The organism is Flavonifractor porci, from assembly GCF_037572415.1.
Lineage (GTDB): Bacteria > Bacillota > Clostridia > Oscillospirales > Oscillospiraceae > Flavonifractor > Flavonifractor porci.
Genome location: NZ_JBBHLB010000003.1, coordinates 15,977 through 39,237, shown reverse-complemented (window position 1 = coordinate 39,237; position 23,261 = coordinate 15,977). Strand labels below are relative to the sequence as shown.

The following is a 23,261-nucleotide window of genomic DNA, read 5'->3' as shown; positions in this document are numbered from 1 at the left end:
TCTGCAGACTAATAACAAAATCGACCAGAAGTCAACACCTTGACTTCTGGTCGATAGATGAGAAAAAAAGAAGCGAGCCGGCAATTCCAGCTCGCAATTTTTCAGGTATTGTCATCCCGTCTGGCCATAGTGGATTTTAACTCACGAACAATCTTCAGGATGGAATCCAGCTCCTTGGGAGAGCAGTCGGCCAGCAGCTCGTCAAACTCGCTCTGGTATAGGCTTCTCACCTCCGGCACATCGGGCCGAAGAAGGGAATCAGCAGACACTTGCAGGGCTTCGATGATTCGGATAAAGGTTTCCAACTTCATGCTCGTCTTGCCTTTTTCGATATTGCTGACATGGGGCAGCGAGATATTGGCCTTTGCAGCAAGATCGGCCTGGCTCATCCGGCGATTGATCCGCGCATCTCGAATACGGGAGCCGACCAACTGGCTCTCGGTCAAATCATGTTCCGTCATCGGCTTCCCCCCTCAAATATATTCTCCAGATTATCTATTTCTAAGAGTATATCAACTTGGGGTGAAATTGATATAAGGTCGAGTTGATGATATAATCTAAACACTATAATAAGACTGCAAAATTTTTTGGAGGTCTTATTATGAGCCTGAACTACAAAGTCATTGGAAAACACATCCGTGAAGTCCGTCAGCGCAACCACCTTTCGCAAGCGATGCTCTCTGAACTGGTGGATAAAACGCCATCTTACATCAGCTACATAGAGAGCGGGATCAAGAGCATGAGCCTTGACACCTTTGTGCTTATCGCCAATGCTTTGGGCGTATCTCCCGACCGGCTTTTGATGGAGCAAATCATCAGCACTGAACGGTGCGCCAGCGAAGAAATCGCCCTGCTCCTTTCGGATTGCAGTACCTATGAGATGATGATTCTCCTGGATGTTATAAAATCGCTGAAAGCCTCCTTGAAAGAGCATCAAGGCAGATACGGTAAACCAGATAACTTTGATTTTACCGTCTGAACCTGAGAAAGCAATCAACCGGAAGTCACGAGCATTGACTGCCGGTCGATCTATGCCAGTAAAGGTGGATATATTTTTGGAACAGTGGATATGTTTTTGGAAAGTCCCGGATATGGGTCTTCCGAGTTGGTATAATGAGAAAAGAAAGGTGGAATGACCAATGATCTATTACACGGGTGATATCCACGGAGACCCCTATGAGGTCATACAGTTTTGCGACAGCAAGAAGCTGACAGAGCAGGATACTCTGGTTCTGCTTGGAGATGTAGGAGCGAACTACTACCGAAACCGGCGAGACACAGAGATGAAGAGAGTTCTTGCCGCCGTAAAGCCGACGATGCTCTGCATCCACGGCAACCATGAGATCCGGCCGGCCAGCATCCCTTCCTATCGCACGAAGCAGTGGAACGGCGGGACAGTCTGGGTAGAGGAAGCCTTTCCCCGCCTGCTGTTTGCTATGGATGGTGAGATCTTTGATCTGGAAGGTCTCCGACATTTGGTCATCGGCGGAGCTTACAGCGTGGACAAATTCTACCGGCTGGCCAGAGGTTACGGCTGGTGGCCGGATGAGCAGCCTTCCCAGGAGATCAAGGACAAGGTTATCCAGACGCTGGACGCCTGCGGGTGGCAGGTAGATACCGTCCTCTCCCACACCTGTCCCTATCCGTATGAGCCTCGCGAGGCCTTTCTTCCGATGATCGACCAGAGTACCGTGGACGACTCTACCGAGAAATGGCTGGAGGAGATCGAGCGGAAACTCAAATACGACCACTGGTTCTGTGGACACTGGCATATTGACAAGCATATCGACCGGATGCACTTCCTCTTCCACAGCGTGGAGGCTGCGCCGCAGCTCTTGACGGGAGGGAACACATTGTGACAGAGGAAGAAAGACCGGAGGCCAAGGAGCAGGAGGCGTGCTTTGCCGCAATCCGTGAGATCGTCCAGGAGATTTTCCGCCTAATGGACGCCGCATATCAGCAATACAGCCGTTTGGTAGAGCAGGTGTTGAACGGCAGGATCACTGAGGAGCGGGAGATCGAGCGAATCATGGACGGGCTTGTGGACTTCGGAGATGATCCGAGGCTCCTTGAACTGTACAAAACCCTCTGCCGCCATGTCTATTACAAATACCCCGATCTTGTGGGAGAGCACACTGCCCTCTTCCGGCTCCAGTTTGAGGAAACGGAGGATGGGGATACGGATACTGAGGAGGTGGAAACATGAAAGCGCCGGAGATCAAGCACTACATCAACTGGCTGGGTCGGGTGGAATACCGAAACATCAACTGCTCCTTCACCTATGACGAGACATCCTATGCGGCCATCGACCGAATCTTCCGCCTTCTCCACCGGCTGGAGCCAGGCCCGGAGAACACAAGCTGGGAACTATGGCTCCGTGCGGAGCGAGGTACCACCGAAGACTTCGGCAGCTTTGAGGAGCTACGGGCGGACGGCCAGGTGGAGAGCTTTGAGGGGTTTGAAACCTGGTGGCATTCCGAGTTCCCGGAGGAGGCAGCGTGGTTCCACTTTGCCGCCGGCGAGGATCAAGAGATCGGATATCGGGCAATATTCTTGGGGCATCGGCATGTGCTGGAGGTGGACAGCCGCAAAGAGCGCGCCTTCCCCTATGACATCGCCCCATTCACCGCCTGGCTGGAGGGTGCGGTACGGGACACCGTTCAGATGGTGGAAACCGGTTCTTATCAGGAACTGGTGGAGCGGGAGCTGCCCATCTGGCATCGAACCGGAACCATCCTGCGCCGGGATCTGTGGAGGGTATTCCCACAGTGGAAGGAGGAGTTCTTCCAGGACTTCTCCCAGCAGGAGGTGGAGGAGTTTCTCACCTCGGCGGTTGGGTATCCTTTGGGAAATAACAAGCGGCTCCCATCCGTAACCGCAAACGAATTCTATCACTTCTGTGCCCTGGGCTATCGGGCCATGGGATACACTGGAACGGAGAAATCGGAAAAAGAGCAGTACGCTCTCCACGCCGATGGGCGGGACGAGGGACTGTCCAAGCTGGACGGAGATTCCCCCGAAGCTTTTGCACGGTGGCTGAAGGAGCGTCCCCGCACCGGTCACCCCTGGGAGGTATGCCGGGGCGGCAACAGCACCCACATCGACTGCATCGTACACCAAGATGCGCATGGCTACTATCTGGTGGTGGCCGGTCTTGCGGAGACCCGGACGATTGAGGCGGTCCGTTTCTTCCTGGCGCTTTATCGGGCAGGCGTTCCCGTATGCATCCGAAACGCAGAGGAACTGAAGGCCCGCCTGACCGGAGCGGAGTCCATCGGCATCGTGCCGGAGGGAGTCTTTCCCGCCTACTGCCACGACAGGTTTCCGGGAGAGAGCATTGTCGATTTTATGAACCTGCCTCGGGAGCGTCAGGATGAACTTGCAAAATACTGCCGATGGCAGCCAATCCCAGTTCCCAGGATGAAGAAGGAGGGTGAAACCCCATGATCTTCTTTACCTCTGACCTGCATCTCGGTCACGAAAACTGCATCCGCCTATGCAACCGCCCCTTTTCCAGTATCGAGGAGATGGACGAAACCCTCATCGAAAACTGGAACCGCAAGATCACAGGAAAGGATACCGTCTATATGCGGCGATCCCCGACCTGCGGACGGAGTACCAGAGAGGACAGGAGCTGGACTGCATCGTAAAGGAATATGACCGGCGTAGAGGTATGTTGATGGTCTCTGTCAAGGAAACGGAACCCAACCCCTTTGACGGCGCTGAGATGCGCCACCCGGAGGACTCCCGGCGTCAGGCCGTTATCGCGGGCAAGTATGCCGGCGGCGTCTTCTGCAATCTCCCTGACGGCGTAGTGGTCATGTGCAACTATTCCTTCCAGTATGAGGACTCGGAATTTGCCATCGGAGAGCGGGTCATGGTCATGATCCAGCGCTATGACTACGCAAAGAAACAGATCTACGGCAAGATCGTCGCCAAGTGGTGACGGACAAGCGGGGCGGCATTTCTGCCGCCCCGCCTTTTCTTACATGATACGATTGGGAAAGGAATGAAAACCTGATGCGTTCACACTTCAAAAAAATCGGCGCCCTTATGATGGCCCTGGTGCTGGCTCTGACGCTGACAGTCCCCGCTTTTGCCGCCTCTGAAGCGGAAAGCCGCTTCACCGATGTCCCGGTGGATTCCCCCTGGTTTGAAAGCGTGGAGTACATTGCTCGCCGGGGGATCACCGTTGGCACCGGCGAAGGGCGGTATTCTCCTGATTCACCCATCACCGCCAGACAATGGGCTGTGATGCTTTGCAGAGCATATGACAAGACCGATGCGCTGGAGATCCTTGATGGCGAGTTCGGGAAGAACTGCCTGACGGAGAGCTATCGCAGCGGATGGCTGTCCGTGGAAGCCCTCACGGAGCCGGATACCCGGATGTGCCGGGGAGCGCTCTATCAGAGCGCGTTTGCGGTCATTGGGCTGAGCGTTTACGACTACACCCTTTATCCGGGCGGCGAGATCCTGACGCCCTATGAAAACTGTCTCCGAATTGGCGCAGAGCTTGGACTGTGTCCCGACGGGACGGAATCATACGAGATCGTCAGCCGCGGTGAGACTGCCGCACTGCTCCAGGCGGTCCTGACCCAGGACTTTGTGATCCAGGAGCCGCCGGTGCTCACCGAGTTTCCCATTGAAAACCGCGAGGGTGTGAATATGAACAGCTATCTGCTGGAGCTGCGCCGTGTCCCGGAGCCGATCCTCTATGAGTTTCAGCGTATGGGCTGGGTCTACATCGTGGATTTTGACTATCTGGCCGATCTGAGCAAGCGGTTTGAAATGAGCTGTATCGGCGCGGCGGATTACAGCGGCAAGAAGATATATGTTTCTGATGCCAAAGCCACATTGCACGAATTCGGCCATTTCCTCGATGGCGCGGTGGGATTCCCTTCCAAGACCAGGAGCTTTTACGCAGATGAGGCCCAGGCTGCTGCCATATTCCTGCGGGACTACTCCCTGACCAACTGCCGGGAATACTTTGCGGACTATTTTGCATATTGGCTGCAAAACCGCGACAATGAGGAAAAAGCTGCCTTGATGAGAGAGCGAACGCCAAAGACCTATGCGTATTTCTGTGCGCTGGCGGATAACAACTGGACGATGCCGAAATAAAGCAGCCATGGTTTACGAAAGCCTCTATCCGCAGCTGGCTGTTGTCCTTATATCGGTTTTGCGGTATCTTTTTTCAATAAGTTGGATATCATGAAATAGGAAATTGCTCTTGACACTTGCTTTTCATTACAACTTCGAGTAAAATAAAGTCACACTTTAGATTTCTTAAGACGAGGTGTTTGGATTGTACATTAAGCGACATTTGGAAGAGCAGATCCGCAACGCTTCTCAGTACTACCCGGTGGTCATGGTCTGCGGTCAGCGACAGGTGGGCAAATCCACCATGCTCAACCACATCCGTGAGCCGGAGCGCCGCTACGTCACGCTGGACGATGGAAACGCCCGCCGTCTGGCATCCACCGATCCTGCGCTGTTCTTTGAGACCTACGGCTACCCGCTTCTCATTGACGAGTTCCAGCGGGTCCCGTCCATCTTGCTGGAGATGAAGAAGATCGTTGATCAGAAGGCGCTGGATGGTGAGGACAACAACGGAATGTTCTGGCTGACCGGCTCACAGAAGTTCAAAATGATGCAGGATGTTGCCGAGTCTCTGGCTGGCCGCATCGCCATCTTCGATATGGCGAGCCTGTCCACGGCGGAGATCGAGGAGCGCCCTGCCGACCTGTTCCACCCCGACCTGAAAACCATCCGAGAGCGTTTGAAGCACTGCAAGCGCAAAAATATCCACGAGGTCTATGAGGACATCTTCCGGGGCGGTATGCCAAAGCTGCGCGCCACCGACCTCGACCGTGACCGCTTCTATATGGACTACATCAACACCTACATTGAGCGGGATATCAAGGATCTGTCTCAGGTGGGAAAGCTGAATGAGTTCTATGATTTCCTCGTCTATATGGCGGCGCGCACCGGACAGGAGCTGAAGTACGACGAGATCGCCAGTACCATCGGCGTGTCCGCTCCCACCGCAAAATCCTGGGTGTCCATCCTGGAGCGCTCAGGGATCATCTTCATCCTGCGGCCTTACTACTCCAACATCACCAAGCGGCTGGTCAAGACGCCCAAGGTGTATTTCATGGATACCGGCCTTGCCGCCTATCTCTGCCGCTGGCCCACTGCGGAAACACTGGAGAACGGTGCGATGGACGGAGCGTTCTTTGAGACTTATGTGGTCACGGAGATCGTCAAGAGCTACTACAACGCAGGTAAGCCCGCTGACCTGTTCTACTACCGCGACATAGACAAGAAGGAGATCGACCTGCTGATCGTTGAGGGGGATAAGATGTATCCCATCGAGATCAAGAAAAGCAAGGAGCCGTCCAAGCCGGATAAAAACTTCGGTGTCCTCCAGCAGTTCAAGCTGGATGTTCAGCCGGGGCTCATCCTCTGCATGAGCGACGAACTCATCCCCTACAATCGGGAGTCCTGGTATTGTCCCGTATCCGTACTCTGACCGAGCCTCAAGCGGAGCGGCAGTGTTCACGGTCACGAAAAAATACGCCATATGCAGCTTCAACGGCTGGATATGGCGTGTTTTTGCATACTCTCATTTCTTTTTCCTGTCCGCGCGCGAACGGTTGATATTTCAAAGAAAACGTGCGATAATTGCGAATAGCAGCAGGAAAAAGAGGTGTTTGCATTGCAGGAAGCAGTATACATCACGATAGTATCCAACGGGAAAAAGCTGGTGCTGAACGCCAACACCATTCTCTATGTCCTGATGATCGAAAGGACCGCCGAGATCCACGTTTCCGGCGGCAAGGTATATGAGACGCGGATGAAGATCAGCGAGCTGGAGGAAGCTCTGGGCGACGGCTTTCTCAAGGTCCACCGGGGCTGTCTGGTGTCCTCCATGGCCATCCACGACATCACTGACCACATCAATCTCAACAACGGCGAATCCCTGATCTACACCCGCCGGAAGAAAAAGCAGATTATCGCCCAGCTTCAGGAAGCGCAGAAGCGCCTGATCAGCGGCTTCACCCGGGACGGCATTCCCGCCACGGAGGAGGAATACCGAGCCTATTACCGCAGCTTTGACGCCATGCCCTTTGCCTTCACGGACATTGAGATGGTATTCGACGAGGAGCGCCGGGCGGTGGACTGGATCTTCCGCTACGGCAACCCCGCCCTGGCCAGGCTGGAAAAGCTGCCGCTTGAGAAGCTGATCGGCAGCTCCTTCGGCAGCCTGTTTTCCAACATGAATACCAAATGGTTGCGTTTGTATGAGCGCGCCACCCTGTACGGCGAAACGCTGGAGGTCATGGACTACAGCCCGGAGATCGACGCCTATCTGAAGGTGACCTGTTTCCCCACCTTCAAGGGCCACTGCGGGTGCATCCTGTTCGATCTTACGGAGATCGAATACGCCAAAATCAGCCCCGACGCCGACAAAGCGCTGATGCGCTACTTTGGCAAGACGCGGGAGAGATAGCGAAAGGTGACAACCCCATATCCGAACCGCCGCGCGCGGCTGCTTGCTTCGGCAGCGGGGTGTGCGGCGGCTTTTGTCGTTTTGGACCGTTTTAATGTCGTTTCGCGCAGGGGCGGTTGAAAACTTAAAAGGAACTGCATATACTTTTGTGATGATTACATATGAATTTTTTGCAAAAGCAGGAGGAACCTCTATGAAAAAACGATTGTTCAGCATCCTCACGGCGCTGGCGCTGTGCCTGAGCCTGCTGCCCACTGCGGCGCTGGCGGCGGAAAGTGATGGGCTGTGTGAGCATCATACAGAACACACGGCGGAATGCGGCTATGTGGAAGGTGAAACGCCCTGCGGCTTTGTCTGCGACCTGTGCTCCGGGAAGGATACCGTCACGGTACTCACGGACTGGGAATGGGTGGATGACTGGGAGATCATCGACCCGGACAGCGGAAACGTCCTGCTGCCCTTTGCCAGCGAGGACAATGTGGCATACTTCGAGGACGTCGTGGGGCTGATGCCCGTGTCCATCCTTGCCGGCGGCGAGGAGCTGACCCTGGGGGACTGGCTCTGCCCGTACTACCCTGAAGATGGCGCATACGAGGGCGAATACATCTTTGAGACAACCTTACCCGAGGGCTATGCCCTGTCCGACGGCGGCAGCACCCTGACGCTGACCGTGGCGCTGGGCGGCCCGGAAGGGGAGCCTGTGGCGATGCTGGCGGTTTCCATGACGGAGCCACCCCAGGCTGATCATACCATCGGCGGTAGTACGGTCTATGCCTACGAGCTTTCCACCGCAGCCCACCTGTATTGGTTTGCAAACCAAATCAATACTACCCAGCAAGACATTAGTGCCGTTCTGACGGCGGATATCACCGTCAATCAGAACGTGCTCAATGCCAGCGGCGGGCTGAACAGCGGCAGCTTTGAAGCGTGGACGCCCATTGGAACGGTTGACCATAATTTTAGGGGCAAATTTGACGGACAGGGGCACACCATCTCCGGACTGTACCTCAACAATTCGAATACAAGCAATGTAGGCTTGTTCGGTATTGTGGATTCCCCCGCCAGCATTTACCGTGTGGGCGTGGTGGATTCCTACTTTGCCGGCAATCAGAATGTTGGCGGCCTTTGCGGAAGAGCCCTTTCCGACGTAAGGATAGAATCCTGCTATACCACCGCAACTGTAAGCGGGACGAGTAATGTGGGTACCTTCTGCGGGTACAGCAACGCGAATATCAATAACTGCTACAGCGCGGGCACAGTTGGCGACTCCTATGGCAAATTTACAGGAAACGACGGTGACGTTGACTTCTGCTACGCGTTGTCCGATACGAATAGTGACGGTACAAACGACAGCGACCTGAAATACAGAACCATTGATGCGTTCAAAAGCGGCGAAGTGACCTACGGCCTGACGAAGAACCAGGCAACGCCCAGTTGGAGACAGACCATCGGTACGCAGGACTTCCCCCAGTGCACCACCGATGGCGCTATCGTCTATCTTGGTAAAAAGGACGGCGCTGTCTACTACCATAATCATACCGATGGCGAAGCAAGCTGTTCCTATTGTTCGGTGCCCGATTTCTACAACAACGAGTATCTGATCGATAATAAGGAAGAGCTGTACTGGTTTGCCGACTACGTCAACAAAGGCTATCCCGCCGCCAATGCCCAGGTGCGTAATGACATTGAGGTAGATAATGACTGGGTTCCCATTGGCAATGAGACCTATCCCTTCACCGGCACATTTTCATACCCTGAAGGTCAAAAGACCATCAGCGGCATACCGGCGAACAGCAGCCTGTTCGGCGTCACCGGCTCCGAGGCCGAGATCGCCCGGATCACGGTGACCAGCGGCAGCCTGTGCGCCACGAGCGGCGGCAAAATCGTTGACTGCCATGTTTCCGGCAGCGGTATGCTGGTCAGCGGCGCCAACAGCGGCACCGTCAGCGATAGCAGCGCGTCCGGCGGTACGCTGATTGCAAACAACAGCGGCACCGTCAAGAACAGCAGCGCGCCCGGCGGCACGCTGGTCCAAACCAATACCGGCACCATCACGGACTGCCATGAAGAAGGCAGCGGAGCGACCCTGTGTGCCAACAATAACGCTGGCGGCACCGTCACGGACTGCTATGTTTCCGGCGCGGCCAGCACGGTGCTGGTCGGCGCCAACTCCGGCACCATCCAAAAGAGCTATGCGGCGGGTGGCGCCAAGCTGTGTACGACCAACGACAGCGGCGGCGAAATCATCAACTGCTATGCCACCGGCACCGGCAGCGTGACCCTGTGCTCCAGCAACAGCGGCACCATTGCCAACTGCTTTGCCGCCGGCGGCAGCGGCACGACGGTGGGCAGCGGCGGTACCATCACCAACTGCTACGCCCTTGCGGACAGCACTGCCTCGCCGATTGGCGGAACGACTCTTACGACTGACTCTCCCTTTGCCAGCGGCGAGGTGGCGTACCGGCTGAATCAGGGAACGGAAGGCTATCCCGGTGGCGTCTGGGGACAGACCATCGGTACGGATTCGCTTCCTGTTTTTGACGGCAAGGCGGTGTACTATAAGCAGGGCGGCAATCCCGAATACCACAATCACAATGGATATTGCAGTATCTGCACGATCACGCCAACCTATGCGAACGATAAGTGGCAGATCACCAATGTGGATGAGCTGTACTGGTATGCACAGTATATCAACGGGACAATTTCTGGGATTACAGACAAAACCAAGAACGCGATCCTCATGAACGATATCACTGTGAACTCCAATGTCCTGAATGCTGACGGTACCCTTTCTGATGCCCATACCTCTTTTACGGAGTGGACGCCGATCGGAAAATCCAGCTCAAACTATGATGGTACCTTTGACGGCAATCACCATACCATTTCCGGACTGTATGTGAATGCGGCAAGAACGAGTTATGTTGGTTTCTTTGGATGTATAATAGGTGGAGGAACCATAAAAAACCTGACGATTGCGGATTCCTATTTTAAGGGCGATAATTACGTGGGCGGCGTATGCGGTGATACCTCCGGTGAGGTGAGCGGCTGCTCCTACAGCGGCGCGGTCACCGGCACCGGGGGTATCGGCGGCATCTGCGGTCAAAGCCAAGGTACGGTGAGCGGCTGCACCAACAGAGGCAAAGTTACCGGCAACAACAAGGTCGGCGGTATCTGCGGCTATGCCTTCCAAGGTACGGTGAGCGGCTGCATCAACTATGGTGCGGTCAACGGCAGCGGCTACGTCGGCGGCATTTGCGGTTATGCCCTCTACGGTGAAGTGAGCGGCTGCATCAACTATGGTGCGGTCAACGGCACCTCCTCCTATGTCGGCGGCGTGTGCGGTGTCAACAGCAAAACGGTGATCGGCTGCACCAACACCGGCGCGGTCACCGGCAGCAGTACCTCCTACTATGTCGGCGGCGTGTGCGGCGAGAACAAGGGTACGATCAGTGGGTGTTACAGCATTGGCACGGTCACCGGCACCTCCTCTGTCGGCGGCGTCTGCGGTGTCAACAGCGGCACGGTGAGTAATTGCTACCACAACAGCGAAGCCTATTCCGGGAATGCAGTTGGAGATAACAGCGGTACCGTTGACAGCGTCCTTGGCAAAACCACCAGGGAATTCGCCAGCGGCGAGGTGGCCTACCTGCTCAACGGCAGCCGCTCTGTGGGAACCGCAGAAGCTCCACTGGTCTGGTATCAGAATATCGACAGCGGCATCCCGGACGCCGCCCCCCAATTCACCGGCGGCACGGTGTACGCGACTACCTCCACTTCCCCCTGTCAGGGCTACACCAACAATTCAAACGGTATCAAACAGCACAAGTATGAGAACTATGTCTGCACCTGGTGCGGTCATCAGGGAATCATTCCCGTCATAGTCAGCGGCATCACTGCCAAGGATAAGATTTATGACGGCACCACCACGGCAACACTTGATTTCAGCCGTGTGACCCTAAGCGGCGTGGTCAGCGGCGACACGGTTACTGTCAACGCTACCGGCACCTTCGAAGATAAGGATGTGGGCGCAAACAAGACCGTCACCATCATCGGCCTGACCCTCACGGGAGACGATGCAGGCAAGTACCGTCTGGCAGATTCCGGCCAGCAGGCCACCGCCACCGCCAGCATCACCAAGAAGTCTGTCACCGCCGCCGTCACCGTGGCCGACAAGACCTACAATGGCGACACCGTTGCCACAGTTACCGCAGCGGTAAACGCTGGCGTGGTTTCCGGCGATACCATCACCATCGAGGGCCTCACCGGCACTTTTGAAGATGCCAATGTGGGAACGAACATCCCCGTCACCGTCAATGCGACTAACAAGTCCATCACCGGTACCGGCTCCGGGAACTACGATGTGACCATCCCCACTGAAGCCACAGGCACCATCAGCAAGGCCGCGCTGGGCGCCTCCGTCACCCTGGACGGCTGGACCTACGGCGATACACCCAAAGGCCCTGTGGTGACCGGCAACACAGAGAACGGCGAAGTCACCTACCTGTATAAGGTCTGGAGTGCTTCCGATGAAACCTATTCGCCAACCGTCCCCACCGAGGCTGGCAAATACTCCGTGAAGGCCACCATCGCCGCCACCGCCAACTATCAGCAAGATGTGGTTTACGACGATTTTACCATTGTACCCAAGGTTCTGACCGTCACCGGCCTGACGGCCACCGATCGGGTCTATGACGGCACGACGAATGTTACCCTGACCGGCGGTGAACTGTCCGGCATTGTGGCCGGTGACGAAGGACGGGTCACGGCCGCCATGCCCACCACCGGCACCATCGCGAACGCCGATGCAGGCAATGGCAAGCTCGTTACCTATGCCACTATTGACCTGACCGGTGACAAGTCGGAAAACTATGCCCTGCGCCGGCCCATGGTCACCGTGAACATCGAACCGCTGGGCGTGGATGAGCCCACCGTTACCGGCACCTACACTTATGACCGCACCCAGAAGACGGTCACGCTGGACGGCTTTGAAAGCTCTTACATGACTGTTACCGGCAACACCGGCACCAACGCGGGCGCCTACACCGCCACGGTCACGCTTGACGGCAACCACAAGTGGAACGAGGGCAGTGACGGCTCCATCCAATGGACCATCGCCCCCAAGCGCGTCACCGCCACCGTCACCGTGACCACCAGGCCCTACAACGGTGACACCGATGCCACGGTCAGCGCCGTGGTGACAACCTCAGAGGGCCTGATCAACGGTGACAGCATCACCATCACGGGTCTTACCGGTACCTTCGTCGACGATGCCAACGTGGGAGATGATAAGCCTGTTACCGTGAACGCAGCAGGCAAGTCCATCACCGGCACCGATGCTTCCAATTACGATGTGACCATCCCCACCGAAGCCACGGGCGACATCCTCCCCAAGGCCATCGGCATTGACTGGAGCAACACCACCCTCACCTACAACGGTATGCCGCAGAAACCCACCGCCACCGCCACCGGGCTGGTCGGAGAGGACGCCTGCACCATCACCGTCAGCGGCGAACAGACCAACGCGGGCGACAGCTACACCGCCGAGGCGACAGATTTGGATAACGGCAATTATCAGCTGCCCGTCGAAAAAAACACCACATTCTCCATCGCCCGCAAGGAAGTCACCGCGGCTCCGAAGAATGTCACCATCACCAGAGGCAGCGCCATCCCCGCCTTTGAGCTGACCTACACCGGTTTGCTGGGCGAGGACACGCTGACCCCCAGCGCTGACCCGGCCTTTACCTGCTATGAGAAAGACGGCACCACCGCCGTCAGCACCGGAACGGCGGCGGGTACCTACACCATCACCTGGACCAACACCGATGTCTTCGACGGCGAGACAAACTATCGGGTCGTGGCAGCTACCGGTACCCTGACCATCAACAATCCCAGTTCTTCTGGCGGCGGCTCTAACACCACGACCACCACGGAGAAGAACGAGGACGGCTCCACCACCACGACCGTGACAGATAAGACCACCGGCACCGTGACCGAGACCACCAAAAACACCGATGGCTCCACCACCGTGGTGGAAACCAAGAAGGACGGAACCGTCACCGAGACCAGCAAGTCCGCCGACGGCACCACCGGCACCGTTGTTACGGACAGCAGCGGCGAGATCACCGAGGTCAAGTCCAGCGTGTCCTCCACCGCCGCGAAGGAAGCCGCCGAGACCGGCGAGGCTGTGACCCTGCCCGTGGAGGTTCCCGCCGCTAAGACCACCGAAGCGGCTCCCGCTGTGGAGGTCACCGTGCCCAAGAGCGCCGGGGAGGTCAAGGTGGAGATCCCCGTGGAGCAGGTCACCCCCGGCACCGTGGCTGTCATCGTCCATGCCGACGGCACCGAGGAGATCGTCAAGACCTCCGTGGTCACCGAAACCGGCGTGGTGCTGACCCTGGACGGCAGCGCTACCGTGAAGATCGTAGACAACGCCAAGGTGTTCGAGGACATTCATTCCGTCAGCCACTGGACAGAGGACGCTGTGGACTTCGTTGTGGCCCGCGGTATGTTTGCCGGTACAAGTGAAACCACATTCAGCCCCAATTCCCATATGACCCGCGCTATGCTGATGACTGTCCTTGCCCGACTTGATGGTGTGTACACCTCCGGCGGCAGCGTATGGTATGAAAAGGGCATGGAGTGGGCAAAGGCCAACGGCGTGTCCGACGGCTCCAACCCCAACGGAAACATCACCCGGGAGCAGTTGGCGACCATGTTGTGGCGCTACGCCGGAAGCCCGACAAGCAGCCACAGCCTGGACGGCTACACCAACGCTGATGAAATCAGCGGCTACGCTCTGGAGGCCATGCGCTGGGCCAACGAGAACGGCATCATCAACGGCTACGGCAACGGTCTGCTGGGGGTCAAGGACAACGCCACCCGCGCGCAGGTCGCACAGATGCTTATGAACTTTGTGAAGTGCCTGAATCAGTAAATCGGCTATATGGAAAGCAGGACGGCCCCGAGTCCAAGAGCACGGAAATGCACTTTGTAGACGTTCCCGCTGACGCCTATTATCACGACGCTGTGCTGTTGGCCGTTGAGCAGGGCATCACCACGGGCACCGGCGATACCACGTTCAGCCCCGATGCAACTTGCACGTGTGGGCAGATCCTGACGTTCCTCTATCGCTGCCTGGGCGACGAATAAGAACCCACAAAAGACCCCTTGATAACAAGGGCGCACTTTGATACGGGGTGAACCCCGTATGTGCGCTCCGCGAGGCAATGACAGCCCAGACCACCGAGGTCTGGGCTGTTTTGCGTCACTCCGTTCCGAACAAGGGAGTGACCCCCTTGCGTTGCTTACGCAGCTATCCCAGCGCACTTTGTGGCGGATACAATCTTCTGACGCAGACAGTCCCCGCCGCAAAGTTTGAAAATCCCATGCCGTCAGTCAGACCGTCTACCGAAAATGTAGGCGGTCTTTTTCTATCCTATCCGCAGTTCTGAACAGGACATTGTTGTAATTTGATCACGCATTGAAAAAAGCCATCTATCCTCGATTGTGGCACAGCTTGAGTCGGGTGCTCACATCTGGCAAAATCAAAGAAGACGATAGGAGGAAGGAAAGGATGCCGATTTTACAACCTCTGGAAAGCATGGAACGCATCTCACGCCAAGCACTGGCAGATGACCTGGACACCGTGCTGGAAAGGATAAGCCGCGAGGACATTGGGCTGGTGATCACCGAGGAAGGCAAAGATGACCTGGTTCTCTGCCCAGCCTCCTGGTTCAACCTTGACTATGTGGATGACTTTTCCTGTGTCATCAACAGCGCCCTCCGCTATGCCATGCGCAGCGAAGATGAGGAGAGTGCGGCGGTCGTCCAGTATCTTCGTCGCCACTACCAGTTGTTCGATGAAAAGACGCTTTCGGTGGCTGTCGCCGATCTGGAGCGGGAACTGAACCAGCCGATAGTGACCCTCAAGCAGCCGCAGGTCTGGAAGGAGCTCCAGAAGCTGTTCCGGCAGCGACTGGACGAGTTGCGGAAGGAATCTTCGGAAGGCGAGGAAACGCACCATGGATGAAAAGCAATATGAGCTCGTGGAAATTCAAGTAGATGCGGAGCTTCTGGAACAGTTGGAAGCGGTAATCGCCCCGATGGGGCTGACGCCAGAAATGTTGGCTGTAAAGTTTTTCGAGTTCTGCGTCGATCCCGCTACTCAGGAGTTGGCCATCTCCTTGCTTCTGAAATGGAAAGCCGAACAGGAAGCGGAGGGGGAGAATCCGGGAGGGGGACTTTAATGCTGTCCAAGGAAACCTTCTGTGAAGCCCTGCGAAAGATCCAAGCGCAAAAGGATCGAGACGAACAGTTCAGTAAGGCACTCACCCTGATGGGAGACGGACATTTCGTATTTGAGGGCGGAGCACCGCTTCTTGCCGCCTTGCTGGATGTACTGAAGGAAGCGGTCAACGACCAGTACGACTATATCAGCTGGTGGCTTTACGATGCCGCCCCGGACTATGAAGTCTGGACCGATGATGAAAAAACTAAGTGGTGCCTGAAGGAACCGGAAGCCCTGTATGATTTCATCCGGGATGAATGTCAGGGCTGAGTGGTAGCGTCTCCCCAAATTCGTTCAAGGAGGTCAAATCAGATGTCTAAGTGCTGCCTATACTGCCGGGTAGATGGAGCGTCTACGGAAAGCAATCGTCTCGCCATAAACCAGCAGCTCACCGCACTCCGAAGCCTCGCCGGCCAGCTTGGCTTTTCGATTTCCGCAGAGATGCTCCAATATGAGAGTGGCTTGGACGCAAACCGACAGAGCATTCGAACGCTGATCCGTGATGCACGACATGGAGTCTATGACCGTGTGCTGGTGATGAACGGCGACCGTCTGGCTCGTGACGCCGAAGGTTTGGCGGCAATTGGAGAAAAGTTGACCGCAGCAGGAATTCGGGTCTATTGTCCAGATGGCGAAATTGATCTGGCCCCCGCATATTCTCATGGTTATTTCCGGGTGGCAACGATGGAACAGACCATGTGATTGGGAAAAGTTCCCGTCCCACCTCTCTTCCACGGCCAAAGAAAATGCGGTATAATAAAAGAACCACATACACCAGACCGGGAAAGTTGCTCATTCCGGCAGGAAGGAGATGTTGCCATGAGTTCATTAGAGGAAAAGAAAAGTGAGCTTGAGAGGGTCCTTGGGGTATTCCAGAACTACATTGAAGGCTCTGAATTGCTCGATGTGGTCTATTCGAAAAAGTTCGGGTATGTTCTGCTTGGCCTGCCTGCGGCGGATTCCATTGATGACTCCGATGTAACACGACTGGAAGATCCCGAAACATTGGTGAAAGAGATCTATCAGAATCTCGCATACGACTTTATGGAGCAGGAAGGGCACAGCGAGGATTACACGGAAGCCACCAATCTGGAAAAGCGAGCTATGCGGGAATGGATGAAAGAGTACACGGATCAGCTGCCGGAATACAACTACCTGCTGGACGAACTCCTTGGATAATGTGTCCGATGAAGCAGGCGCTTCCCTCAGTCAATCTTTCGGCATGGATAAAGCGGACATCTTTTTTGGTCGAACACTAAAATTGACCCTCGGGTGGAAAATCCACAGCCATCGCAGCGAAAACGCCAAAAAATAATGGGTGAAGACCCGCAAAGCCTTGAAAATCATGGATTTCCGCAAATATCTCAATTGGTCTTACACTCCATAAAAGCCTTGAAATTGAAAGATTTCAAGGCTTTTCTTTTTCTCAAAATATTCTGATCCACATTTCTACCGCTCCCCGAGCAGGCCCCAACCAGCCGTCAAAAATTTTTTGGACCAAATTGGGCCGTTTTCGACCCAAAATTTGGTCCAAAGTTTTATGCTCTTGAACACTCTTGTTTGAACTATGTGCCATTCTCTTCCTCTTTCCTTCGAAAAAATATACTTAACTTTTTTGCATGATCATATTGAGAGAGTAGTGGAGTCATCTGTTTCAGTATGCGAATCGCTTGGGCGCGCAAGCTGTCCGCTGTACAGGTCCTGCACCGCAAAGTTTCACTGCGTAAAACTAGATGGCAAAAATCACCTAATTTAACAGGGTCAGGCGGAATAAGTCTCGCAAAAACAAAAAAGACATGGTTTGCAGATCTCTGGCAGAATGAAGTCGCGACGCACCATTCGAAAGGAGACAGCAAACCATGTCCGAGAAAATTGTACAGCTAAACGAGGAAGTTATCAAGGGTGAGCTTAAGGAGTTGGTACGAGGCAGCGTAGAGGAAACCCTCAACGAGCTGCTGGAGGCCGAGACGGAAAAGTTGACCCAGGCAGCCCGGTACGAGCGTAACGCGCAGCGCCAAGGCTACCACAGCGGCCACTACAACCGCGACCTCACCACCACTTCCAGGGATGTCACTCTCAAGGTACCTAAGCTCAAGGGAATCTCCTTTGAAACTACCATCATTGAACGGCATCGCCGCCGAGAGAGCAGTGTGGAAGAGGCTCTTATTGAAATGTACCTGGCAGGTGTATCAGTCCGGCGTGTGGAGGACATCACCGAGGCCCTGTGGGGCAGCAAGGTCTCTCCCTCCACCATCAGTGAGCTGAATAAGAAAGCGTATGTCCACATTGAAGATTGGCGGAACCGGCCCCTGCAAGGTGGGCGTTATCCGTATGTCTATGTGGATGGGATCTACCTGCGCTGAAACTGGGGTGGAGAGTTTGAAAATGTAGCAATTTTGGTGGCGATTGCAGTCAATGAGGATGGATACCGTGAGGTTTTAGGTGCTGCCGAGGGCATGAAAGAGGACAAGGCCAGCTGGGTCAGCTTCTTTCAATGGCTCCGCGGGCGTGGGCTGCATGGAGTGAAACTCATTGTTGGCGACAAGTGTCTCGGTATGCTGGAGGCCGTGGGCGAAGTGTTCCCCGAAGCCAAGTACCAGCGTTGCACCGTCCATTTTTACCGTAATGTGTTCTCTGTATAACGCCTCGCTCCAAGGTGAAGCTGGTGGCCAAGATGCTCAAGGCGATCCACGCCCAGGAGAGCAAGTAAGCCGCCCGGGAAAAGGCATTGTCCTATGGGTTGCCCTTCCTTGACATAGATGGCGTAATGTCGTATGCTTGCAAGGTGTACTGAAATCCCTGGTCGCTGTGGAGCTGCAACTCCGCAGCGACCCTCTTTTTCTCTTTCTTCATTGCCAAGTGAATGGTCTCCAGAATCAAATTCACTGTCTGCCACGTCCCTGTCTTATAAGCAACAATGCTGTTGTCGTAAAGGTCATGGATCATGGATAGATACAATACACCCTGCTTGATATGGATATAAGAGATGTCCGTTACTCATTTGCTGTTAGGCCTGTCTGCGTGAAACTCCCTGTTCAGCAGATTCTCATACTTGTGGAGTTGCTGTCCTATCTGTATCCATTTCCTGCGTCGGCGAATTTCAGATAACAGATCATACTTTTTCATGATCCACAGCACAGTTTTCGGGTTGCGGTAGATATTTTGACACTTCAGCCACAGCCACGCCCGATGGTAGATGTAAGTACAAAAGCTGCGTTCTTGCTACTGCGCGATGAACTCTGCAAGAGCAGTGTCTTTCTCCCGCCTGCCAAGACGATGGATGAAAGATTAGTATCCGCTTCTGGATACTTTGAAAAATTGACACATGACACACACCGGATACTCTGCTCTGTGACGATATATGGTATGGTATTTTTATGATGGATATTACCAAAAAGTGGACCGGGCGGCGGCAGGACTGGGGCCTGATTCACGCCCAGATGGCTATCTATTTTGCTATTTTGCCGAGCGTATGCCAGCACCGCCGGAGCCGGATGTCAAGGGTACGATAAAGTGCTCCGCCGCCCTTGACATCTACCTCCACCGGCGCTATGTTGTTGAAAAGATGGCAGCCGGATTCCTCAGCTACCGCCCTGAATAAATTTTGCTATATTCGCACCCGAAATAGAGTTTACACAGAATTTTGGATTGATCCCTGAAATCCTAGGATTTCAGACCTGATTTCGTCTTTTTGTGCCATATTGGTTTGTAAATTCTGATTTGGTAGATATCGGGCCAGTACCCAGGGTCAACCCTGTGCCTGACACCCAGCAAGGCTGCGGAATTGGAATAGGGGTATGGCATACGGAGCGGCTTGCAGCCCTTCTGCGGTACACGGAGTTTTCGTGTGGTGAAATCCTGAACCTTACGGGAGATCGTCCAGGACGGGCTTTCGTTTGAAGAGCATACGCCTGCGGTGCCATACCTTACGGCTGACTACAGCGCGCACGACAGTGGCGCGGCTGTCATAAGGCCAACAGAAAGCTGAGAGAACACCACGACTCGCGCTTTGATCCACTGGTCTCTTCCTGATCATAATAGCAAAATGCTGGCCAATCATTTGATCCTTTCGTAAAGGCGCATGATGGTGGCGATGCTCTGTTCACGGGTATATTCAAGTTGGGGCGCAAACCTGCCTTCACCGACGCCGCCCATGATGCCCGCCGCCCGCACTTGTCCGACGGCTTCTCGGGCCCAGTCAGAGATTTCTCCCAGATCCTCAAAGGCCGCCCCGGTTCGGGGCAATTCATCCCCAAGCACTCCAGCCAGCGAGGACAGAAGCTTTGCCGCCTGCTCCCGGTTCAGTTCCGCATCAGGCAGAAAGCGGCCGTTGCCGACTCCCGATACAATCCCCAGATAAGCCGCCTTCTCCACGTTGACGTCCTCCGTGTCCTGGAACGGTGACCGGCCCTCCACCGCAGCGCCGGTCACCGTTTCATAAAACCAGACTGCCAGCGTGCAGAACTCCGCTCTGGTGATGGATGTCCCATAGTTCCGCTGGAGCTGCTCGGGGACAAAGCCCAGGCTGATAGCCTGATCCACAGGGTCTTTGGCCCAATCAGAGACGTACTCCTGACGCAAGGTCTCCTGGTCGAAGGCCTGCTCTGTGTCGATTTCAGTTGCCGTGAAGGCAAATGCGTTTCCGGTCAGCATACAAAGGACCATGATAGTGGACAAAATTCCGGTTAGATACTTTTTCATCTGATATTCCCCCAATTATTTGATTCCAAAGTTGTCATAGAGCCACTGGGCGCTGTCTTTACAGGAGAAGTTGTACCGCCCGATATCCTCCTTGAGCGGAGCGGTGCGCAGGAACTCATCCCGCTCCTCCTTGCTCTCAAATTCGATCCACATCATCTTGGACTGGCTCAGATTCCGGATACCGGAGGTCAGATAGACCTCATGGCTTTCACCGGCAGACAGGGACAGGTCCAGTGTGTGGAGCTGTCCAAACTCGCCGCTTTCGTAACTGAGCAGCGCATAGTATCCGCGGAGCGCTTGATCCGTGTTGTTGGTGATCCGGCAGCGATAGCCGGCTCCAACATCGTTATCCTCATCGTAAGAGAACTGAAGATTGAGCCCGTTCAGGTCCATGCCGCCGTCAGGCTCCGGGTTTTCCGGCTCTGCTGTCCCGGATTCATCCTTACCGCCCCACTCGCTTCCCTGCATAATATACAGATCGGCATACTCTCCGGTGATGGGGTCTAGCAGCCGCACCTGCCACATCATCTGCCCCTCGGTGAAAAGATCCAGTGGTTTTATGGGCATAAAGCCCTCCTCGCCAGTCAGCCAGACCCCGCCATATCGCTGAAACCTTCCGTCAAGATACCCGATTTCATAGGTCTCGCCAATGATATATTCATTTTTGACCTCAAAAGTCAGCGAAGTGTTGCTGTCAACCATGTAGCAGGTGAACACCTCGTTTTCCCCATTCAGGTCCATCATGTATTGATATTCGCCCACATAGTTGTGAAGCGTCATGCAGGCATCGCTCACCGGCATGGCAACTGTAACGTCCATACCGCTGGGCGCGGCCAGAGCGGGGACTGCCGTAGCGGTTGCCGACAGGACCAGGGCAGCAGCAGGCGTGAGCGTCCCAACTGTTCAAAAACGATATAAAACAGCGGGGGCCGGATCTTCTCCGGCCCCCGCTGCGGGTATACAGATCATGGCCCACGTATTATGGAAGGGGGAGTTCTGTCACATCATACGACGCTTTGAAAACGCTGATATAATCTTGCTGCACGCTGTCCATGCTGGGTGCGGGGTCTTTCAGGGAAGCCTCAGACAGCGTCACATTGGTCACGCCGTCGGGAGATACGGTCAGATCATGGAAAAGCGTTGTATAGTAGGCGTATCCATCATAACTGCCGCCGCGGTAGGCAACCTTTACCGGAACCCTGTAAATGACATAATACAGATTGGCATACTGACCGCTGGCCCCATCCTTTAGGGAAAGCAAATATAGATTGCTGACTTCAGGATCTCCACAGACCAGCTCACCTCTGTTCCATATGACCGCCGTCATGTCTCCTGTCATGAACCCGGCCATCTCATACCATGTTGTGTCAGTCAACGCAGCCTCCACCATGTCCTTCGCCTGTTGTGTCATGGCAGTCAGGCTGGCCTCGTCCACCTGCTCCGGCTGAGCGACATAGGCGGGGAGATCCTCCACCACATACTCCTTCCGATCTGTCTTGACCTTGTAGCCGGCTTCCCGGGCCGCCGATCGGGAGTATTTGACGGTGACCGTAATCACATCGCCGTTGTTAAAATACTGATCCGGAGTGGCGGTATATGTAGCCTCCTGGAGGAACGGATAGGTGGAATTGTTGACGATCTCTACCTTGGCATAGGGGGAAGCGGTTAGATAGTGCAGTTCAATCTCCTCAAAAGCATCCACAGTTTGCAGGCCGATAGATCCGATGGTACTGTTATAGATCGAATTCCCCGCCGTAAAAACCGCCCCGATCAGGCAGAGGACCAGCAAAACAGAGATAATAGGGTGGCGCTTAACAAAGCCGCCGATCCCTGCGCGGATATGTCTCTTTCTCTGCTGTTTTCTGTTCTCTTCCCTCTGCCTGAGCGTCTCTTTCACCCGCTGGGCATGGAGTTCCTCCATGCGCTGGCATTCCTCCTCTTTGGCTTCAGTCTGGCGTTTGTCCGCCTCCTCTTTCTGCCGGCGGATCTCGTCCAAGCGGGCCTGATAGACCTCATACGCGTCGGTCATCCCGGCGTCCTTGGTCTTCTGGACCCAGTACATGGCCTTTCCGGTACTGACAGGCACCCCGTCGCCTGTGGCAAAGCGGATGGCCAAGTTCAGCATTTCCTGGCTCCCACTGTTCAGGGCGCCCTGCCGGAGGTAGCGCTCCGCCATCTTGCTGTTCTGCTCCACGCCGTAACCGCGGCTGTAGCACTCTCCCAGCAGGGAAGCAGCCTCCGGCAATCCGCAGTCGGCAGCGTTGCGCAGCAGTTCCACGGCCTGCGCATAGCTGCCGCTGTGCAGTTTCTGCTTGGCCAGATGCAGGCAGGATTCTGCATGTCCCTGTTCTCCGGCCATGGCGAAGTAGCGCTCCGCCTCGCCCGTGCTGTTTCTATCGCCCAGCGCCAGGAAATACTGTGCCACCCGGTATTGTGCGTCGGCGTCTCCTTCCTCAGCGGCCATGCACCACTCCGGCAGGTTTGCCTCTGTGATCTCATCCAGATCTGTTTTGGTTGTTGGCTCTTCCTCTGCACAAAAATACTTCTTAGCCGCCTCATGGCCCTGTTCCGCCGCGCGGCGCAGCCATACCAGCGCCTCGTCCCGGCTTCTGTCAATACCGTCTCCATTGAGATAGCAGAGCCCCACCTGATATTGGATCTCCGGATCATTCAGATCCCCTGCCATCAAATTGGAAAAACGTATCATCTTTTCGTCCATGCTCTCTTCTCCTCTGCATTCCGGTACATCCTGCTTCATCG

At 55.1% G+C, this 23,261-nt stretch carries 21 protein-coding genes and 1 pseudogene; 17 read left to right on the top strand and 5 right to left on the bottom strand.

The features are described 5' to 3' along the window. Positions 1–101 precede the first annotated feature (101 nt). The gene (locus WHJ28_RS03805) at positions 102–461 is read right to left on the bottom strand and encodes a helix-turn-helix domain-containing protein (RefSeq protein ID WP_022289418.1); all 360 of its coding nucleotides are present in this window, start codon (positions 459–461) and stop codon (positions 102–104) included. A 140-nt stretch (positions 462–601) separates the two neighbouring features. Here WHJ28_RS03805 and WHJ28_RS03800 point away from each other — a divergent pair, with 140 nt between their 5' ends. The 17 genes and pseudogenes from WHJ28_RS03800 to WHJ28_RS03720 all read left to right on the top strand — a co-directional run. Further along, a complete protein-coding gene (locus WHJ28_RS03800; RefSeq protein WP_022289419.1) occupies positions 602–979 on the top strand; it encodes a helix-turn-helix domain-containing protein in 378 nt (125 codons plus the stop codon). Positions 980–1,139: 160 nt separating this feature from the next. Beyond that, entirely contained in the window at positions 1,140–1,859 is a 720-nt protein-coding gene (locus WHJ28_RS03795; RefSeq protein WP_340039831.1) for a metallophosphoesterase, read from the top strand. Beyond that, positions 1,856–2,206 carry a hypothetical protein gene (locus WHJ28_RS03790; RefSeq protein ID WP_122791190.1) on the top strand — a complete coding sequence of 117 codons (351 nt, stop codon included), beginning with the start codon at positions 1,856–1,858 and terminating at the stop codon, positions 2,204–2,206. The genes WHJ28_RS03795 and WHJ28_RS03790 overlap by 4 nt, the downstream gene beginning before the upstream one ends. Further along, positions 2,203–3,447: a hypothetical protein gene (locus WHJ28_RS03785; RefSeq protein WP_340039830.1), complete on the top strand. Its 1,245-nt coding sequence runs from the start codon at positions 2,203–2,205 to the stop codon at positions 3,445–3,447. The genes WHJ28_RS03790 and WHJ28_RS03785 overlap by 4 nt, the downstream gene beginning before the upstream one ends. Beyond that, positions 3,444–3,650 carry a hypothetical protein gene (locus tag WHJ28_RS03780; protein ID WP_340039829.1) on the top strand — a complete coding sequence of 69 codons (207 nt, stop codon included), beginning with the start codon at positions 3,444–3,446 and terminating at the stop codon, positions 3,648–3,650. The genes WHJ28_RS03785 and WHJ28_RS03780 overlap by 4 nt, the downstream gene beginning before the upstream one ends. A 29-nt stretch (positions 3,651–3,679) precedes the next feature. Beyond that, the gene (locus WHJ28_RS03775; RefSeq protein WP_340039828.1) at positions 3,680–3,946 is read left to right on the top strand and encodes a hypothetical protein; all 267 of its coding nucleotides are present in this window, start codon (positions 3,680–3,682) and stop codon (positions 3,944–3,946) included. Positions 3,947–4,020: 74 nt separating this feature from the next. After that, positions 4,021–5,121, top strand: coding sequence for an anthrax toxin lethal factor-related metalloendopeptidase (locus WHJ28_RS03770; RefSeq protein ID WP_340039827.1), 1,101 nt, complete (start codon positions 4,021–4,023; stop codon positions 5,119–5,121). A 184-nt stretch (positions 5,122–5,305) separates the two neighbouring features. Further along, a complete protein-coding gene (locus tag WHJ28_RS03765) occupies positions 5,306–6,532 on the top strand; it encodes an ATP-binding protein (protein ID WP_340039826.1) in 1,227 nt (408 codons plus the stop codon). 186 nt (positions 6,533–6,718) lie between these two features. Continuing rightward, positions 6,719–7,513, top strand: a complete 795-nt coding sequence (locus WHJ28_RS03760) for a LytTR family transcriptional regulator DNA-binding domain-containing protein (protein WP_340039825.1) — start codon at positions 6,719–6,721, stop codon at positions 7,511–7,513. A gap of 193 nt (positions 7,514–7,706) precedes the next feature. After that, positions 7,707–14,447 carry a YDG domain-containing protein gene (locus WHJ28_RS03755; protein ID WP_340039824.1) on the top strand — a complete coding sequence of 2,247 codons (6,741 nt, stop codon included), beginning with the start codon at positions 7,707–7,709 and terminating at the stop codon, positions 14,445–14,447. After that, a complete protein-coding gene (locus WHJ28_RS03750; protein WP_340039823.1) occupies positions 14,432–14,662 on the top strand; it encodes an S-layer homology domain-containing protein in 231 nt (76 codons plus the stop codon). The genes WHJ28_RS03755 and WHJ28_RS03750 overlap by 16 nt, the downstream gene beginning before the upstream one ends. Before the next feature lie 424 nt (positions 14,663–15,086). Then, a complete protein-coding gene (locus WHJ28_RS03745; RefSeq protein ID WP_340039821.1) occupies positions 15,087–15,542 on the top strand; it encodes a hypothetical protein in 456 nt (151 codons plus the stop codon). Then, positions 15,535–15,759 carry a hypothetical protein gene (locus WHJ28_RS03740; RefSeq protein ID WP_087937001.1) on the top strand — a complete coding sequence of 75 codons (225 nt, stop codon included), beginning with the start codon at positions 15,535–15,537 and terminating at the stop codon, positions 15,757–15,759. The genes WHJ28_RS03745 and WHJ28_RS03740 overlap by 8 nt, the downstream gene beginning before the upstream one ends. Then, complete coding sequence (locus WHJ28_RS03735) at positions 15,759–16,070, top strand: hypothetical protein (RefSeq protein ID WP_101691777.1); 312 nt, start codon at positions 15,759–15,761, stop codon at positions 16,068–16,070. The genes WHJ28_RS03740 and WHJ28_RS03735 overlap by 1 nt, the downstream gene beginning before the upstream one ends. A gap of 42 nt (positions 16,071–16,112) precedes the next feature. Further along, positions 16,113–16,502 (top strand): recombinase family protein, encoded by a 390-nt coding sequence (locus tag WHJ28_RS03730; RefSeq protein ID WP_148337050.1) that lies wholly within the window; start codon positions 16,113–16,115, stop codon positions 16,500–16,502. 117 nt (positions 16,503–16,619) lie between these two features. After that, positions 16,620–16,979 (top strand): hypothetical protein, encoded by a 360-nt coding sequence (locus WHJ28_RS03725; protein ID WP_087334825.1) that lies wholly within the window; start codon positions 16,620–16,622, stop codon positions 16,977–16,979. Positions 16,980–17,659: 680 nt separating this feature from the next. Next, positions 17,660–18,507, top strand: a pseudogene (locus tag WHJ28_RS03720) (IS256 family transposase); the annotation flags it as partial. A 26-nt stretch (positions 18,508–18,533) separates the two neighbouring features. On the opposite strand, the gene WHJ28_RS16475 reads toward WHJ28_RS03720, so the two are convergent. From WHJ28_RS16475 to WHJ28_RS03705, 4 genes are all read right to left on the bottom strand, one after another. Further along, a complete protein-coding gene (locus tag WHJ28_RS16475) occupies positions 18,534–18,788 on the bottom strand; it encodes a DDE-type integrase/transposase/recombinase (protein ID WP_425461096.1) in 255 nt (84 codons plus the stop codon). Between the two features lie 1,068 nt (positions 18,789–19,856). Then, on the bottom strand, positions 19,857–20,501 hold the full coding sequence (locus WHJ28_RS03715) for an S-layer homology domain-containing protein (RefSeq protein ID WP_340039819.1): 645 nt from the start codon (positions 20,499–20,501) through the stop codon (positions 19,857–19,859). A 15-nt stretch (positions 20,502–20,516) separates the two neighbouring features. Then, the gene (locus tag WHJ28_RS03710) at positions 20,517–21,320 is read right to left on the bottom strand and encodes a hypothetical protein (protein WP_340039818.1); all 804 of its coding nucleotides are present in this window, start codon (positions 21,318–21,320) and stop codon (positions 20,517–20,519) included. Positions 21,321–21,480: 160 nt separating this feature from the next. Next, the gene (locus tag WHJ28_RS03705) at positions 21,481–23,220 is read right to left on the bottom strand and encodes a hypothetical protein (protein WP_340039816.1); all 1,740 of its coding nucleotides are present in this window, start codon (positions 23,218–23,220) and stop codon (positions 21,481–21,483) included. Positions 23,221–23,261: the final 41 nt, after the last annotated feature.

Coding starts and splice junctions, on each gene's coding strand:
- WHJ28_RS03805 (WP_022289418.1), bottom strand. CDS start 461: ATGACGGAACATGATTTGACCGAGAGCCAGTTGGTCGGCTCCCGTATT.
- WHJ28_RS03800 (WP_022289419.1), top strand. CDS start 602: ATGAGCCTGAACTACAAAGTCATTGGAAAACACATCCGTGAAGTCCGT.
- WHJ28_RS03795 (WP_340039831.1), top strand. CDS start 1,140: ATGATCTATTACACGGGTGATATCCACGGAGACCCCTATGAGGTCATA.
- WHJ28_RS03785 (WP_340039830.1), top strand. CDS start 2,203: ATGAAAGCGCCGGAGATCAAGCACTACATCAACTGGCTGGGTCGGGTG.
- WHJ28_RS03780 (WP_340039829.1), top strand. CDS start 3,444: ATGATCTTCTTTACCTCTGACCTGCATCTCGGTCACGAAAACTGCATC.
- WHJ28_RS03775 (WP_340039828.1), top strand. CDS start 3,680: ATGGTCTCTGTCAAGGAAACGGAACCCAACCCCTTTGACGGCGCTGAG.
- WHJ28_RS03770 (WP_340039827.1), top strand. CDS start 4,021: ATGCGTTCACACTTCAAAAAAATCGGCGCCCTTATGATGGCCCTGGTG.
- WHJ28_RS03755 (WP_340039824.1), top strand. CDS start 7,707: ATGAAAAAACGATTGTTCAGCATCCTCACGGCGCTGGCGCTGTGCCTG.
- WHJ28_RS03745 (WP_340039821.1), top strand. CDS start 15,087: ATGCCGATTTTACAACCTCTGGAAAGCATGGAACGCATCTCACGCCAA.
- WHJ28_RS03740 (WP_087937001.1), top strand. CDS start 15,535: ATGGATGAAAAGCAATATGAGCTCGTGGAAATTCAAGTAGATGCGGAG.
- WHJ28_RS03735 (WP_101691777.1), top strand. CDS start 15,759: ATGCTGTCCAAGGAAACCTTCTGTGAAGCCCTGCGAAAGATCCAAGCG.
- WHJ28_RS03730 (WP_148337050.1), top strand. CDS start 16,113: ATGTCTAAGTGCTGCCTATACTGCCGGGTAGATGGAGCGTCTACGGAA.
- WHJ28_RS03725 (WP_087334825.1), top strand. CDS start 16,620: ATGAGTTCATTAGAGGAAAAGAAAAGTGAGCTTGAGAGGGTCCTTGGG.
- WHJ28_RS03715 (WP_340039819.1), bottom strand. CDS start 20,501: ATGAAAAAGTATCTAACCGGAATTTTGTCCACTATCATGGTCCTTTGT.
- WHJ28_RS03710 (WP_340039818.1), bottom strand. CDS start 21,320: ATGGACGTTACAGTTGCCATGCCGGTGAGCGATGCCTGCATGACGCTT.
- WHJ28_RS03705 (WP_340039816.1), bottom strand. CDS start 23,220: ATGGACGAAAAGATGATACGTTTTTCCAATTTGATGGCAGGGGATCTG.